Source organism: Pseudomonas sp. B35(2017) (genome assembly GCF_002113645.1).
In the GTDB taxonomy this organism is placed as follows: domain Bacteria; phylum Pseudomonadota; class Gammaproteobacteria; order Pseudomonadales; family Pseudomonadaceae; genus Aquipseudomonas; species Aquipseudomonas ekonensis.
In genome coordinates, this window is sequence record NZ_NEIZ01000001.1 from 545,451 (window position 1) to 560,061 (window position 14,611).

The window sequence follows — 14,611 nt, forward strand, 5'->3', positions numbered from 1 at the left end:
GTGGCGAGTTTCGAAGGCGAGGACCGATGACAAAAGCAAAACCAGGCATGCCCGCAGAAGGCTCGCGCAGCCGCTCGCAGATCATCGTGCTGTTCATCGCGCTGATCGTGTTCATCATGCTGCTGTTCGCCAACTTCGCGTACCTCAACACCCAGGCCAACTACGACAAGCAGTACATCGGTCACGCCGGGGAGCTGCGGGTGCTGTCCCAGCGCATCGCCAAGAACGCCACCGAAGCCGCCGCCGGCAAGGCCGCCGCGTTCAAGCTGCTGAGCGATGCGCGCAACGACTTCGCCCAGCGCTGGGGCTACCTGAAGAAAGGCGACGCGGCCACCGGCCTGCCGCCCGCGCCGTCCACCGTGCGCCCGGAGATGCGCGCCGTGCAGCTGGACTGGGAGCGCCTGCTGAAGAACGCCGACGCCATCCTGTCCAGCGAACAGACCGTGCTCTCCCTGCACCAGGTGGCGGCGACCCTGGCCGAAACCGTACCGCAGCTGCAGATCGAATACGAGAAGGTCGTGGAGATCCTGCTCCAGCGCGGCGCCCCGGCGGGGCAGGTGGCTATGGCCCAGCGCCAGTCGCTGCTGGCGGAGCGGATCCTGGGAGCGGTCAACACCGTGCTGTCCGGCGACGAGAACTCGCAGCAGGCCGCCGATGCCTTCGGCCGCGACGCCACCCGGTTCGGCCAGGTGCTCAACGGCATGCTGCAGGGCAACCCTTCGCTGAAGATCAGCCAGGTCGAAGACCGCGACGCCCGGGCGCGGCTGGGCGAGATCGCCGAGCTGTTCCAGTTCGTTTCCGGTTCGGTGGACGAGATCCTCGAAACCTCGCCGGAACTGTTCAAGGTGCGCGAGTCGGCGACCAACATCTTCAGCCTGTCGCAGACCCTGCTCGACGAAGCCTCGCACCTGGCCAGCCGCTTCGAGAACCTGGCCGGCGGGCGCAGCACCGACACCATCGGCGGCTATGTGCTGGGCCTTTTGGCGCTGGCGTCGATCATCCTGATCGGCATGGTCATGGTGCGCGAGACCAACCGTCAGTTGCGCGAGACCGCCGAGAAGAACGAACGCAACCAGAACGCGATCATGCGTCTGCTCGACGAAATCGAAGACCTGGCCGACGGCGACCTGACGGTGACCGCGTCGGTGACCGAGGACTTCACCGGCACCATCGCCGACTCCATCAACTATTCCGTCGACCAGCTGCGCGACCTGGTGGCGACCATCAACCTCACCGCCGGCCAGGTCGCCGCTGCGGTGCAGGAGACCCAGGCCACCGCGATCCACCTGGCCCAGGCCTCGGAGCACCAGGCCCAGCAGATCGCCGAAGCCTCCAACGCGATCAGCGACATGGCCCAGTCCATCGACCAGGTGTCGGCCAACGCCGCCGAATCGTCGGCGGTGGCCGAACGTTCGGTGGACATCGCCAACAAGGGCAACGAGGTGGTGCACAACACCATCCACGGCATGGACAACATCCGCGAGCAGATCCAGGACACCGCCAAGCGGATCAAGCGCCTGGGCGAGTCGTCCCAGGAGATCGGCGACATCGTCAGCCTGATCGACGACATCGCCGACCAGACCAATATCCTGGCGCTCAACGCCGCGATCCAGGCGTCGATGGCCGGCGATGCCGGGCGCGGCTTCGCCGTGGTCGCCGACGAGGTGCAGCGCCTGGCCGAGCGTTCCTCCGCCGCCACCCGGCAGATCGAGACGCTGGTGCGGGCGATCCAGGCCGACACCAACGAGGCGGTCATCTCCATGGAGCAGACCACCACCGAAGTGGTGCGCGGCGCACGCCTGGCGCAGGACGCCGGGGTGGCCCTGGAAGAGATCGAAGGCGTGTCCAAGACCCTCGCCGCGCTGATCCAGAGCATTTCCAACGCAGCGCAGCAGCAGACCTCGTCGGCCGGGCAGATCTCCCTGACGATGAACGTGATCAAGCAGATCACCTCGCAGACCTCGTCCGGCTCCACCGCCACCGCCGACAGCATCGGCAACCTGGCGAAAATGGCCAGCCAGCTGCGCCGTTCGGTGTCCGGCTTCACCTTGCCGACGACGCCGGCGCCGGCAACGGACAAAGCGTGAGGCCGGCGGACGGAGCGGTCATGGGCGACCGGCACGACTATGTGGCCCTGGAATGGGTCAAGGGCGAGATCGCCGAAACCCTGAGGCTGGCGCACCAGGCCATCGAAGCGGTGCTCGACGAACCGTCGTCCGTCCCCGGGCTGGACGAGTGCCTGGCCTGCATCCATCAGGTGCACGGCAGCCTGCAGATGATCGAGTTCTACGGCGCGGCGCTGCTGGCCGAAGAGATGGAGCAATTGGTCGAGGCCCTGCGCGAGGGCCGCGTCAGCCACCGCGAAGAAGCCCTGCACCTGCTGCTGCAAGCCATCGGCCAGTTGCCGGTCTACCTCGACCGCGTGCAAGGCGCCCGGCGCGACCTGCCGCTGGTGGTGCTGCCGTTGCTCAACGACCTGCGCAGCGCCCGTGGCGAAAGCCTGCTGTCGGAGACCAGCCTGTTCAGCCCGCATTTGCCCGACAGCCCGCCGCTGGACGCCGAGACCCTCAAAGGGCTTGAACCGCCGGACCTGCCCAACGTGCTGCGCAAGCTGCGCCAGACGCTGCAGATGGCCCTGGTCGGCCTGCTGCGCGAACAGGACGACCAGACGCACCTGGCTTACCTAGCCAAAGTCTTCCTGCGCCTTGAGGCGCTGAGCGGCGCCGCGCCGCTCAGCCCGTTGTGGCAGGTCGCCTCGGCGCTGGTCGAGGGCATGCGCGAAGGGCGGATCGCCAACAGCCCGGCCTTGCGCAGCCTGTTCAAGGACGCCGACAAGGAACTCAAGCGCCTGCTCGACCAAGGCATGCCGGCCCTGAACCGGCCGCCCCCGCCGGAGCTGCTCAAGAGCCTGCTGTTCTACATCGCCAAAGCCGAACATCCCACCGGGCAGATGCTGACCATGAAAGACCGCTACTCCCTGGACGACGCGCTGCCCGACAGCGCGATGGTCGACGAAGAGCGCGCGCGCCTGGCCGGCCCCGACCGCGATGCCATGCGCTCGGTGCTGGTGGCGCTGTGCGAAGAGCTGGTGCGGGTCAAGGAGCGCCTCGACCTGTTCGTGCGCAGCGACCGCCAGCACGTCTCGGACCTGGACAGCCTGCTGGCGCCGCTGCGGCAGATCGCCGACACCCTGGCGGTGCTCGGCTTCGGCCAGCCGCGCAAGGTGATCATCGACCAGTTGGCGGTGGTGCTCGGCCTGGCCCAGGGCCAGCGCGTACCGAACGACGCCACGCTGATGGACGTCGCCGGCGCCCTGCTGTACGTCGAGGCGACCCTGGCCGGCATGGTCGGCACGGTCGAGCCGCAGGATCCGGACGACAGCCGCCTGCCCACCACGGACCTGACGCAGATCCACCAGATCGTGATCAAGGAAGCGCGCATCTGCCTGCAGCAGGCCAAGGACATGATCGTCGACTACATCGAGGCCGACTGGGACCGCCAGCCGCTGCAGCCGCTGCCGGAGCTGTTGACCCAGGTGCGCGGCGCGCTGGCGATGATCCCGCTCAGCCGTGCGGCGAGCCTGGTCGAGGCCTGCAACGGGTTCATCCGCGAGCGTTTGCTGCTCGACCCGCACGAGCCCGGCTGGCAGCAGCTGGACAGCCTGGCCGATGCCATCGCCAGCCTGGAATACTGCCTCGAACGCTTGGGCGATGACCCGCAGGCCGCCACCGAACCCTTGCTGGACGTGGCGCAGAAGAGCCTCGCCAAGCTCGGCTACTTCCCGGACGAACCCTATGTGCCGGTGCTGGCCGACGTGGTCAGCCCCGTTGACGCGCAGGCGATGCAGGATCGCCAGGCCCTGGACGATCCCGGGATCGTGCAGTCGCTGGCCGAGGTGCTGGCCAGCCCGGTGTCGGCGGTCAACCCGCCGGCGCAGACCACCCCCGAAAGCCTGTTGCCGCCGCCCGCCGATGAACCGCCGGTGGACGACGAGCTGCGCGAGGTGTTTCTCGAAGAGACCGACGAGGTGCTCCAGGTGCTGGGCGAGTGCCTGCCGCGCTGGTCGGCCGACCCCGGCGACCGCGCGGCCCTGAGCGAACTGCGCCGGGCCTTCCACACCCTCAAGGGCAGCGGCCGCATGGTGCGCGCGCTGATCCTCGGCGAACTGGCCTGGGCCGTGGAGAACCTGCTCAACCGCGTGCTGGAGCACAGCGTCGAGCCTGCTCCTGCGGTGGGCCAGGTGCTGACGGACTGCCTGCAACTGCTGCCGGAGCTGATCGCCGAATTCGCCGCCAACGCCCAGCGCCAGCGCAGCGATGTCGATCGGCTCGCCGCCCGGGCCCATGCCCTGGCCAGGGGCGATGCGCCGCCGGCCGCCCCAGGCATGAAGGACACCGCCGCGACGGATCCGCTGCTGCTGGAGATTTTCCGCAACGAGGCCGAAACCCATCTGGCCAGCCTCAACCGCTTCCTCGACCAGGCGGCCGAGCATGTGCCGCTGCCGGCCAGCGACGAATTGCAGCGCGCGCTGCACACCCTCAAGGGCAGCGCGTCGATGGCTGGCGTCTTGCCGATCGCCGAACTGGCGGCGCCGCTGGATCACCTGGCCCGGGAGTTCAAGGCCCACCAGCTGGCGCTGGATCTGGACGAAGTGGAACTGCTGCTGGAGGCCGAAGGGCTGCTGCGCATCGGCCTGCGTCAGTTGGGCAACGATCCGCTGGCGCCGATCGTCGGTGCGCAGTCGCTGATCAAGCGCACCGAGACCTTGCTGGCGGAACGGCTGGCGTCGATCCTCGACGGGCCGAGCGGCGGACTGCGGGTCAAGCGCGATCCGCAGTTGATCAACGACTTTCTGGCCCAGGGCATGGACATCTTGCTCGACGCCGAAAACCTCCTGCAGCGTTGGCAGCGGCACCCCGGCGAACGCCAGGAACTGAGCGCGCTGCTGGATGAGCTGACCACCCTGGGCGAGGCCGCGCACCTGGCCGACCTGTTGCCGGTGGACGTGCTGTGCGAAGCCTTGCTCGACCTCTACGGTGCCGTGGAGGAAAGCAGCCTGGCGGTCAGCGAGGCGTTCTTCGAGCAGGCGCAGTTGGCCCACGAAGCGCTGATCAACATGCTCGACGAACTGGCCGCCGGCCAGGAAATCACCCCGCAGCCCCAGCGCATCCGCGCCTTGCACGAGTTGCTCGACCAGAGCCTGGATCCGGCGTCCATGGGCCTGATCCGCAGCGACGGCAGCCGCACCCTGAGCATCCGCGAACTGGGCAGCGCCACCGCCGAACTGAACAAGGCCGCCGCCGGCAACGGGCCGGACGACGAGATCGTCGAGATCTTCCTGGAAGAGGCGGTGGACCTGCTCGACAGCGCCGGGCAAGCCCTGCGCCGCTGGCTGGCGGATCCTGCCAACGGGGCGCCGCTGCCGTCGCTGCAACGGGACCTGCACACCCTCAAGGGCGGCGCGCGGATGGCCGAGGTCGATGCGGTCGGCGATCTGGCCCAGGAGCTGGAGACCGTCTACAAGGGGCTGGCGGAGCGCCGTCACCGCCACAGCGATGCCTTGGGGCAACTGCTGCGTCAGTGCCATGAGCGGCTGGCGCTGCAGCTCGGTCACCTGCACGACCGGCAGCCGCCGGAACCGGCGCAGGCGCTGATCGAGGCGCTGCGCCGGTTCCGCCAAGGCGAGCCCGAGGCGCACCCGGTGCCGGCCGTCCACGAGGAGAGCGCCGGTCACGACCCGGAGTTGCTGGAGGTGTTCCTCGACGAAGGTTCCGACATCATCGAGAGCTCCGGCGCGGCCCTGACCCGCTGGCAGGCCGACCCCGGCAACCGCCAGGAGGTCGAAACCCTGCTGCGCGACCTGCACACCCTCAAGGGCGGTGCGCGGATGGTGGAGATCGGCCCCATCGGCGACCTGGCCCATGAGCTGGAAAACCTTTACGAACGCCTGTCCGCCGGCACGCTGCAGCCGGGGGCCGAGCTGTTCGCGCTGGTGCAGCGCAGCCACGACCGTCTGGCCCAGATGCTCGACGCGGTGCGCGCCGGGCAGCCTTGTCCGCCGGCGGACCGGCTGATCAATGCGATCCGCGACTTCAGCCACCCGGCGGCGCCGCAGGCCGCGGCCCCGGTGCCGGCCGTGCCGGTGAAGGCCGAACCCGCCGCCGCGGCCGCCGACAGCGGCGCGGACATGGTCAAGGTGTCCGCCGAACTGCTCGACGATCTGGTCAACCTGGCCGGCGAAACCTCGATCGTGCGCGGGCGGATCGAGCAGCAGGTCAGCGACGCGCAGGTGGCGCTCAATGAGATGGAAACCACCATCGAACGGATGCGCGACCAATTGCGCCGCCTCGACACCGAGACCCAGGGGCGCATCCTCAGCCGTCAGCAGGTGGACAACGAGCGGCTGGGCTACGAAGAGTTCGACCCGCTGGAGATGGATCGCCATTCGCAGCTGCAGCAGCTGTCCCGGGCGCTGTTCGAGTCCGCCTCGGACCTGCTGGACCTGAAGGAGACCCTCGACCGGCGCACCCGCGACGCGGAAAACCTGCTGCAGCAGCAAGGCCGGATCAACTCCGAACTGCAAGAAGGGCTGATGCGCACGCGCATGGTGCCGTTCGAACGGATGCTGCCGCGCCTCAAGCGCATCGTCCGTCAGGTGGCCGAGGAACTGAACAAGGATGTGGCCTTCACCGTCGGCAACGCCGAAGGCGAAATGGACCGCAACGTGCTGGAACGCATGGCGGCGCCGCTGGAACACATGCTGCGCAACGCCGTCGACCACGGCCTGGAGCCTGCCGACGTGCGGCTGGCGGCGGGCAAGCCGGCCCAGGGGCAGATCACCCTCGACCTGTCCCGGGAGGGCGGCGACATTGTCTTCGACATCCGCGACGACGGCGCCGGGGTGCCGCTGGACGCGGTGCGGCGCAAGGCGGTCAAGCGCGGCCTGCTGGCGCCGGACGCCGAGATCAGCGACCGCGACGTGCTGCAGTTCATCCTGCAGCCGGGGTTCTCCACCGCCGAGAAGATCACCCAGATCTCCGGGCGCGGCGTGGGCATGGACGTGGTGCACGAAGAGGTGCGCCAGTTGGGCGGCACCATGAGCATCGATTCGGTGCCGGGGCAGGGGGTGCACTTCCGCATCCGCCTGCCGTTCACGGTGTCGGTCAACCGGGCGCTGATGGTGCAGTGCGGCGACGATCAGTACGCGATTCCGCTGAACACCATCGACGGCATGGTGCGGGTGCCGCCGAACGAACTGGAAGGGCACTTCCGGCTCGACCCGCCGGTGTACGAGTACGCCGGCCAGCGCTACGAACTGTGCTACCTGGGCGAGCTGCTCAAGACCGTCCCCCGGCCCAAGCTGCTGGGCCAGAGCCTGCCGCTGCCGGTGCTGCTGGTGCAGTGCAACGAGCGGCATGTGGCGGTGCAGGTGGACGCCATGGCCGGCACCCGCGAGATCGTGGTCAAGAGCCTGGGCCCGCAGTTCGCGGCGGTGCAGGGGGTGTCCGGGGCGACCATCCTCGGCGACGGCCGGGTGGTGCTGATCCTCGACCTGCTGGCGCCGATCCGCGCGATGCAGGCCCGTCTGCCGCAACGGCCGGCGCAGCCGGACATCGACAGCGAACCGCAGCGGCCGGTGCTGGTGCTGGTGGTGGACGACTCGGTCACCGTGCGCAAGGTCACCAGCCGCCTGCTGGAGCGCCACGGCATGAACGTGCTCACCGCCAAGGACGGGGTCGATGCGATGCTGCTGCTCGAAGAGCACCTGCCCGACGTCATGCTGCTGGACATCGAAATGCCGCGCATGGACGGCTTCGAAGTGGCGACCCGGGTGCGCGGCGACGAGCGCCTGCAGCACCTGCCGATCATCATGATCACCTCGCGCACCGGGCAGAAGCACCGCGACCGCGCCATGGCCATCGGCGTCAACGAATACCTCGGCAAGCCGTACCAGGAATCGGTGCTGCTCGACAGCATCGCCCAATGGAGCAAGAGACATGCATGAGCGGCGTCATAACCCGCGCACCAGCCAGCTCACCGGCCTGCTGCTGCCGCTGGCCGACCGCAACCTGATCCTGCCGAACGTGGCGGTGGCCGAGCTGATCGACTACCAGGCCGGCGCCTTCGACCTCGACACGCCGCCGTGGTACCTGGGCCGGGTGACCTGGCGCGAGCGGCAGATCCCGCTGCTCAGCTTCGAGTCGGCCTGCGGCAACCGGATCGTCATCGGCGAGCGGGCGCGGATCGTTGTCCTCAACGCCTTGGGCGGCCTGCCGCAGCTGCGCTTCATGGCCCTGCTGGTGCAGGGGATCCCGCGCTCGTGCAAGCTCGACAGCCAGTTGAGCTACGTGGATGTGCCGCTGTGCGCGCTGGAGCAGGCGGCGGTGCAGGTGGGCGACCAGGTGGCGAAAGTGCCGGATCTGCTGGGGCTGGAGAAGCTTTTGGTGGAGGCCGGGCTCACCGATTGACCCGGACGCTCCCGGCGCCCACGGCCTCAACCATTACGCTGACCGTAACGGTTCGCCGCGCTGCTTGATTGATGCTCCCTCCGCCCGCTCCTAAGGTTGGCTCCACGACAGCGAACCCCGTGGAGTGAGCATGACAACAACAATGACCCCCGACCCGCGCTGGACGCGGCGGCGTGACGAGAAGCGGCGTCGCCTCGACCGGGTGAGCGGCCTGGCCGACGGTACGGTGCTGCCGACCGAGCGGATCGTCGCGGCGCTCGAAGCGCTGATCCTGCCCGGCGACCGAGTGGTCCTGGAGGGCAACAACCAGAAGCAGGCGGACTTCCTGTCCCGGGCCCTGGCCAAGGCCGACCCGTCGAAGCTGCACGACCTGCACATGATCATGCCCAGCGTCGGCCGCTCCGAGCACCTGGACCTGTTCGAGCGCGGCATCGCCCGCAAGCTGGACTTCTCTTTCGCCGGCACCCAGAGCCTGCGCATCAGCCAGTTGCTGGAGGACGGCCTGCTGGAGATCGGCGCGATCCACACCTACATCGAACTCTATGCGCGGCTGGTGGTGGACCTGACGCCCAACGTGGTGCTCTCGGCCGGCTTCATGGCCGACCGCGCCGGCAACATCTACACCGGCCCCAGCACCGAGGACACCCCGGCGCTGATCGAGCCGGCGGCGTTCAGCGACGGCATCGTCATCGTCCAGGTCAACCAATTGGTGGACGACGTCAGCGAATTGCCCCGCGTCGACATTCCTGCCTCGTGGGTGGATTTCGTGGTGGTGGCGGACAAGCCGTTCTACATCGAGCCGCTGTTCACCCGCGACCCCCGGCACATCAAGCCGGTGCACGTGCTGATGGCGATGATGGCGATCCGTGGCATCTACGAAAAACACAACGTGCAGTCGCTCAACCACGGCATCGGCTTCAACACCGCCGCCATCGAGCTGATCCTGCCGACCTACGGCGAGTCCCTGGGCCTGAAGGGCAAGATCTGCCGCAACTGGACGCTCAACCCACACCCAACCCTGATCCCGGCCATCGAAAGCGGCTGGGTCGAGAGCGTGCATTGCTTCGGCACCGAGCTCGGGATGGAGCAGTACATCGCTGCCCGCCCGGACGTGTTCTTCACCGGCCGCGACGGCTCGCTGCGCTCCAACCGGATGTTCAGCCAACTGGCGGGGCAGTACGCGGTGGACCTGTTCATCGGCGCCACGTTGCAGGTCGACGGCGACGGCCATTCCTCCACCGTCACCCGCGGGCGCCTGGCCGGTTTCGGCGGTGCGCCGAACATGGGCCACGACCCCCGCGGCCGCCGTCACGGCACCCCGGCCTGGCTGGACATGCGCCACACCGATTCGGCGCAGCCGATGCTCGAACGGGGCAAGAAACTGGTGGTGCAGATGGTCGAGACGTTCCAGGAGGGCGGCAAGCCGACCTTCGTCGAGACCCTCGACGCCGTGGACGTGGCGAAAAAGAGCGGCATGCCGCTGGCGCCGGTCATGATTTACGGCGACGACGTCACCCACTTGCTCACCGAAGAAGGCATCGCCTACCTGTACAAGGCCCGTTCGCTGGACGAGCGCCGGGCGATGATCGCGGCGGTGGCCGGGGTCACCGCCATCGGCCTGCGCCATGACCCGAAAGACACCGAGCGCCTGCGCCGCGAAGGCCTGGTGGCCTTGCCCGAAGACCTCGGCATCCGCCGCACCGACGCCACCCGCGAACTGCTGGCGGCCAAAAGCGTGGCCGACCTGGTCGAGTGGTCCGGCGGCCTCTACAACCCGCCCGCCAAGTTCAGGAGTTGGTGATGCACGCACTCCATCCGCAAGCGAAACCCGTCAGCCTGGCCGAGCGCCTGGCGGACCTGGCGGTGGACGCGCTGATCGACGAGGCCGACCTGTCGCCGAAACCGGCCCTGGTCGACCGTCGCGGCAACGGCGCCCACACCGATCTGCACCTGGGGCTGATGCATGCCTCGGCGCTGGCGCTCTGGCCGGCCTTCAAGGAAATGGCCGAAGCCGCCACCGAGACCGGAACGATTGACCTGGCGTTGCGCGAAACCGTCGGCCGCATCGGCCGTGAAGGCGAACAGGCGATGCTGGCCACCACCGGCGGCGTCAACACTCACCGCGGCGCAATCTGGGCCTTGGGCCTGCTGGTGACGGCCGCGGCGCTGGCGCCTGAATCCAACGGTGCCGGTGCGGTCGCCCTGCGCGCCGCGCGCCTGGCGCTGCTGGAGGACCGTCATGCGCCGCGTCCGTTGAGCCATGGCGCCCAGGTCGCCCTGCGCTACGGCGCCCGTGGCGCCCGCGAGGAAGCGCAACTGGGCTTTCCGGCGGTCACCGGGCGCGGCCTGCCGCAGCTCGAACGCAGCCGCGCCGCCGGCCACGGCGAGCAGAACGCCAGGCTCGACGCCTTGCTGGCGATCATGACCGGCCTGGCCGACACCTGCGTGCTGTACCGCGCCGGGGAACCCGGCCTGCACGCCATGCAGCGCGGGGCCCAGGCCGTGCTCGACGGCGGCGGCAGCGCCAGCCTGGCCGGCCGCCGGCATCTGCACGCGCTGGACCGGCAACTCATCGCATTGAATGCCTCGCCCGGCGGCGCCGCCGATCTGCTCGCCGCCACCTTGCTGCTCGACCGGATCGGTCACGGCGGCATCCTTCAGGGAGCGTATTGATGGAAACCCTATCGTTTGAATTCCCCGCCGGTCAGCCGCCGCGCGGACGTGCCTTGGTGGGCTGCGTCGGCTCCGGCGATCTGGAGGTGCTGATCGAACCGGGCCTGGCCGGCACGCTGTCGATCAGCGTGCAGACCTCGGTCAACGGCAGCGGGCAGCGCTGGCGGCATCTGTTCGCGCGGATGTTCGACGGCACGGTGCCGCCGGCCATGAATATCGAGATCCACGACTTCGGCGCCACCCCCGGCGTGGTTCGCCTGCGTCTGGAACAAGGCTTCGAGGAGATCGGCCATGACTGACAGCGCAACGTTGCTGAACAAGCACAGCTTCGTCGAGCTCGGTGCGCGGCAACGGGCCAAGGCCTTGCTCGACGCCGGCACCTTCCGCGAGCTGCTCGACCCGTTCCAGCGCGTCATGTCGCCGTGGCTGGAGCGCCAGGGCGTCGTCCCTCAGGCCGACGACGGCGTGGTGATCGCCAAAGGCAGCCTCGACGGCCTGCCGGTGGTCGTTGCCGCCATCGAAGGCGCGTTCCAGGGCGGCAGCCTCGGCGAGGTCGGCGGGGCGAAGATCGCCGGCGCGCTGGAACTGGCCGCCGAAGACAACCGCAACGGCGTCCCGACCCGCGCCGTCCTGCTGCTGGAGACCGGCGGCGTGCGCTTGCAGGAGGCCAACCTGGGGCTGGCGGCGATTGCCGACATCCATGCGGCGATTGTCGACCTGCAGCAGTACCGGCCGGTGGTCGGCGTGGTGGCCGGCAGCGTCGGCTGCTTCGGCGGCATGTCGATCGCCGCCGGCCTGTGCAGCTACCTGCTGGTGACCCAGGAAGCCCGGCTGGGCCTGAACGGGCCGCAGGTGATCGAGCAGGAAGCCGGCATCGCCGAGTACGACTCGCGGGACCGGCCGTTCATCTGGAGCCTGGCCGGCGGCGAGCAGCGTTTCGCCAGCGGGCTGGCGGACCGCTACGTGGCCGATGACGTGGCGCAGATTCGCGGGCAGGTCGCCGACCTGCTGCACCAGGGCCTGCCGGCGCACCCGCGCAGCCGGCGCGCCGAGTGGTTTTTGCAGCGCCTGGCGAGCCTGGACGCCGAGGCGCAGATCGAACCCTCGGTGGTTCGCGACCTGTATCAAGGAGAGCGTTCATGAGCGGAATATCCCTGCGGGGCCTGAACTGGTTCAACGCATTGAGCGGCGGTGCGCTGGCGCTCGAAGGCTTGCCGCCGTCGCTGCGGGTGGCGGACGTCGCGCTGGGCCGTCTGCTGGCGGTGGTGGCCGATCCGGACAACCGTTTTCCCCGCGCCCGTCAGGGCGAGGTCGGCCTGCTGGAGGGCTGGGGCCTGGCCAAGGCCGTGGACGACGCCGTTGTGGCCGACCGCGACGCATCTCACAAACGGGCCCTGATCGCCATCGTCGATGTGCCGAGCCAGGCCTACGGCCGTCGCGAAGAGGCCCTCGGCATCCATCAGGCGTTGGCCGGGGCGGCGGACAGCTATGCCCGAGCACGCCTGGCCGGGCACCCGGTGATCGCGCTGCTGGTGGGCAAGGCCATGTCCGGGGCGTTCCTGGCCCACGGTTATCAGGCCAACCGCTTGATCGCCCTGCGGGATCCGGGGGTGATGGTGCACGCGATGGGCAAGGCTTCGGCGGCGCGGGTGACCTTGCGCAGCGTCGAGGAACTGGAGGCGCTGGCGTCCAGCGTGCCGCCCATGGCTTACGACATCGACAGCTACGCCAGCCTGGGCCTGCTGTGGGAAACCCTGTCGGTGGCGCAGACCGAACAGCCGACGGCGGAGGATCTGGCGCGGGTGAGCGAATGCCTGCGGCAGGCCATCGCCGATGTGTCGTCGGCGGACCTGGGCGGGCGCCTCGGCGCGGCCAACCGCGCCGCGTCGAGCCGGGTGCGCGAACTGCTGAGGGCGCAGTGGTGAGCCTGTCCTGGCCGCTGCCCCACGATCTGCTCTGGGGCATGACCCCGGCGCAGCTGCCGGCGCAGGCGCCGCTGTGGGCGGTCGAGTCGTTGCGCGCCGGCCATCCGGTGGTGGTGCGGCGTGCAGAGGGCGCACCCGGTCAGGTTGCTGTTGGCCTGCGCGGTGCGGCGCGGGAGCAGCGTTGGGCGGCGTTCATGGCGGCCGATTCGGTGGTGCGCCGGGTCAGTCCGGAGGCGCTGTGCCACGTCGACAGCCCCCGTGACCTGCCGGCGATGCGGGCGCTCAGGCAGCTTCGCCCGCTGCTCGACGACGGCGGCTGGGCCTGGGGCGTCAGCGGCAGCGCCGGGTTCGAACTGGCGAGCGGGTTTGCCGCGATGCACGCCGGCAGCGACCTCGACCTGATCCTGCGCACGCCGCAGCGGTTGCCCCGTCATCAGGCGCGCCAGTTGCTGGCGCTGCTTGAGCGTGCGGCCTGCCGGATCGATCTGCAGTTGCAGACGCCGTCCGGGGCGGTGGCCCTGCGTGAGTGGGCGGGCGCTTCGGCAAGGGTGCTGCTCAAAAGTGCGCAGCGGGCGTACCTGGTCAGCGATCCGTGGAACCCGCAGGAGCTGGCGGCGTGAGCAGCCTGCTGGTGTTCCCCGGCCAGGGCGCGCAGCAGCCGGGCATGCTCCGGCCGTTGCCCCGGCAAACGCTGGCGGAGGCCAGCGATGCGCTGGGCGAAGACGTCACGCGGCTGGACTCGCCGCAGGCCCTGCGCACGACACGGGCGGTTCAGCTCTGCCTGCTGATCGCCGGCGTGGCGGCGGCCCGGCAACTGCTGCAGGACGGTGCGCAGGTGGATTATGTCGCCGGCCTGTCCATCGGCGCCTACCCGGCGGCGGTGGTGGCGCAGGCGTTGAGCTTCGGCGATGCGTTGCGCCTGGTCAGCCTGCGCGGCGAACTGATGCAGCAGGCCTATCCGCAGGGCTTCGGCATGACCGCCATCACCGGCCTGCCTCCGGAGGCCGTGGAAGCGCTGGTCGCGCAGGTGCACAGCGGCGAATCCCCGGTCTACCTGGCCAACATCAACGCCGACAGCCAAGTGGTGATCGCCGGCTGCGACCCCGCGATGCACGCGGTGGCGGAGCTGGCGCGCCGCCGTGGGGCGGGCCTGGCGAAACGGCTGGCGGTGAGCGTGCCGTCGCACTGCCCGCTGCTGGAGGGGCCCGCGCAGGTGCTGGCCGACGCGTTCGCCGCCGTGCCGGTGCAGGCGCCGAAGATCGCTTACCTGAGCGGCAGCCGTGCGCGTCCGCTCACCAGGCCCGAAGCCCTGCGCGACGACCTGGCCTTCAACATGTGCCGTGTGGTGGACTGGCGCGGCACCGTGCAAGGCGCCTATGAGCGCGGCGTGCGGCTGCAGATCGAACTGCCGCCCGGCGCGGTGCTGACCGGGCTGGCGCGCCGGGTGTTCGAGCAAGGCACGGTGATCGCCTTCGACGGCGCCCGGCCCGACACCCTGCAGGCGCTGCTGCGTGAGGAGGAGGGCCGCCGACCCTAGACCACCCG

10 protein-coding genes are annotated in these 14,611 nt (G+C 69.5%); all 10 read left to right on the top strand.

Annotation, left to right across the window (positions count from 1 at the left end; all coding sequences use genetic code 11):
- The first annotated feature begins 26 nt into the window (after positions 1-26).
- The 10 genes from CAG41_RS02570 (at position 27) to mdcH (ending at position 14,603) form a co-directional block, all read left to right on the top strand.
- Entirely contained in the window at positions 27-2,087 is a 2,061-nt protein-coding gene (locus CAG41_RS02570; protein ID WP_085580821.1) for a methyl-accepting chemotaxis protein, read from the top strand.
- 20 nt (positions 2,088-2,107) lie between these two features.
- Positions 2,108-8,005, top strand: coding sequence for an Hpt domain-containing protein (locus CAG41_RS02575; protein WP_085706679.1), 5,898 nt, complete (start codon positions 2,108-2,110; stop codon positions 8,003-8,005).
- Positions 7,998-8,468, top strand: coding sequence for a chemotaxis protein CheW (locus CAG41_RS02580; protein ID WP_085580817.1), 471 nt, complete (start codon positions 7,998-8,000; stop codon positions 8,466-8,468). The genes CAG41_RS02575 and CAG41_RS02580 overlap by 8 nt, the downstream gene beginning before the upstream one ends.
- 130 nt (positions 8,469-8,598) lie before the next feature.
- Positions 8,599-10,269 (top strand): malonate decarboxylase subunit alpha, encoded by a 1,671-nt coding sequence (gene mdcA, locus CAG41_RS02585; protein ID WP_085706680.1) that lies wholly within the window; start codon positions 8,599-8,601, stop codon positions 10,267-10,269.
- The gene (locus tag CAG41_RS02590) at positions 10,269-11,141 is read left to right on the top strand and encodes a triphosphoribosyl-dephospho-CoA synthase (RefSeq protein ID WP_085580813.1); all 873 of its coding nucleotides are present in this window, start codon (positions 10,269-10,271) and stop codon (positions 11,139-11,141) included. The genes mdcA and CAG41_RS02590 overlap by 1 nt, the downstream gene beginning before the upstream one ends.
- On the top strand, positions 11,141-11,440 hold the full coding sequence (locus CAG41_RS02595) for a malonate decarboxylase subunit delta (RefSeq protein WP_085630038.1): 300 nt from the start codon (positions 11,141-11,143) through the stop codon (positions 11,438-11,440). The genes CAG41_RS02590 and CAG41_RS02595 overlap by 1 nt, the downstream gene beginning before the upstream one ends.
- Positions 11,433-12,284 carry a biotin-independent malonate decarboxylase subunit beta gene (locus CAG41_RS02600; RefSeq protein WP_085693823.1) on the top strand — a complete coding sequence of 284 codons (852 nt, stop codon included), beginning with the start codon at positions 11,433-11,435 and terminating at the stop codon, positions 12,282-12,284. The genes CAG41_RS02595 and CAG41_RS02600 overlap by 8 nt, the downstream gene beginning before the upstream one ends.
- Complete coding sequence (gene mdcE, locus CAG41_RS02605) at positions 12,281-13,066, top strand: biotin-independent malonate decarboxylase subunit gamma (RefSeq protein WP_085580807.1); 786 nt, start codon at positions 12,281-12,283, stop codon at positions 13,064-13,066. Before CAG41_RS02600 ends, mdcE begins: the two co-directional genes overlap by 4 nt.
- Positions 13,063-13,686, top strand: a complete 624-nt coding sequence (locus CAG41_RS02610) for a malonate decarboxylase holo-ACP synthase (RefSeq protein ID WP_371856099.1) — start codon at positions 13,063-13,065, stop codon at positions 13,684-13,686. Before mdcE ends, CAG41_RS02610 begins: the two co-directional genes overlap by 4 nt.
- A complete protein-coding gene (gene mdcH / locus CAG41_RS02615; protein WP_085636976.1) occupies positions 13,683-14,603 on the top strand; it encodes a malonate decarboxylase subunit epsilon in 921 nt (306 codons plus the stop codon). The genes CAG41_RS02610 and mdcH overlap by 4 nt, the downstream gene beginning before the upstream one ends.
- The last annotated feature ends 8 nt before the right edge of the window (positions 14,604-14,611 follow it).

Excerpts from the sequence above, each read along its gene's own strand:
- CAG41_RS02570 (WP_085580821.1), top strand. The coding sequence starts at position 27 with ATGACAAAAGCAAAACCAGGCATGCCCGCAGAAGGCTCGCGCAGCCGC.
- CAG41_RS02575 (WP_085706679.1), top strand. The coding sequence starts at position 2,108 with ATGGGCGACCGGCACGACTATGTGGCCCTGGAATGGGTCAAGGGCGAG.
- CAG41_RS02580 (WP_085580817.1), top strand. The coding sequence starts at position 7,998 with ATGCATGAGCGGCGTCATAACCCGCGCACCAGCCAGCTCACCGGCCTG.
- mdcA (WP_085706680.1), top strand. The coding sequence starts at position 8,599 with ATGACAACAACAATGACCCCCGACCCGCGCTGGACGCGGCGGCGTGAC.
- CAG41_RS02590 (WP_085580813.1), top strand. The coding sequence starts at position 10,269 with ATGCACGCACTCCATCCGCAAGCGAAACCCGTCAGCCTGGCCGAGCGC.
- CAG41_RS02595 (WP_085630038.1), top strand. The coding sequence starts at position 11,141 with ATGGAAACCCTATCGTTTGAATTCCCCGCCGGTCAGCCGCCGCGCGGA.
- CAG41_RS02600 (WP_085693823.1), top strand. The coding sequence starts at position 11,433 with ATGACTGACAGCGCAACGTTGCTGAACAAGCACAGCTTCGTCGAGCTC.
- mdcE (WP_085580807.1), top strand. The coding sequence starts at position 12,281 with ATGAGCGGAATATCCCTGCGGGGCCTGAACTGGTTCAACGCATTGAGC.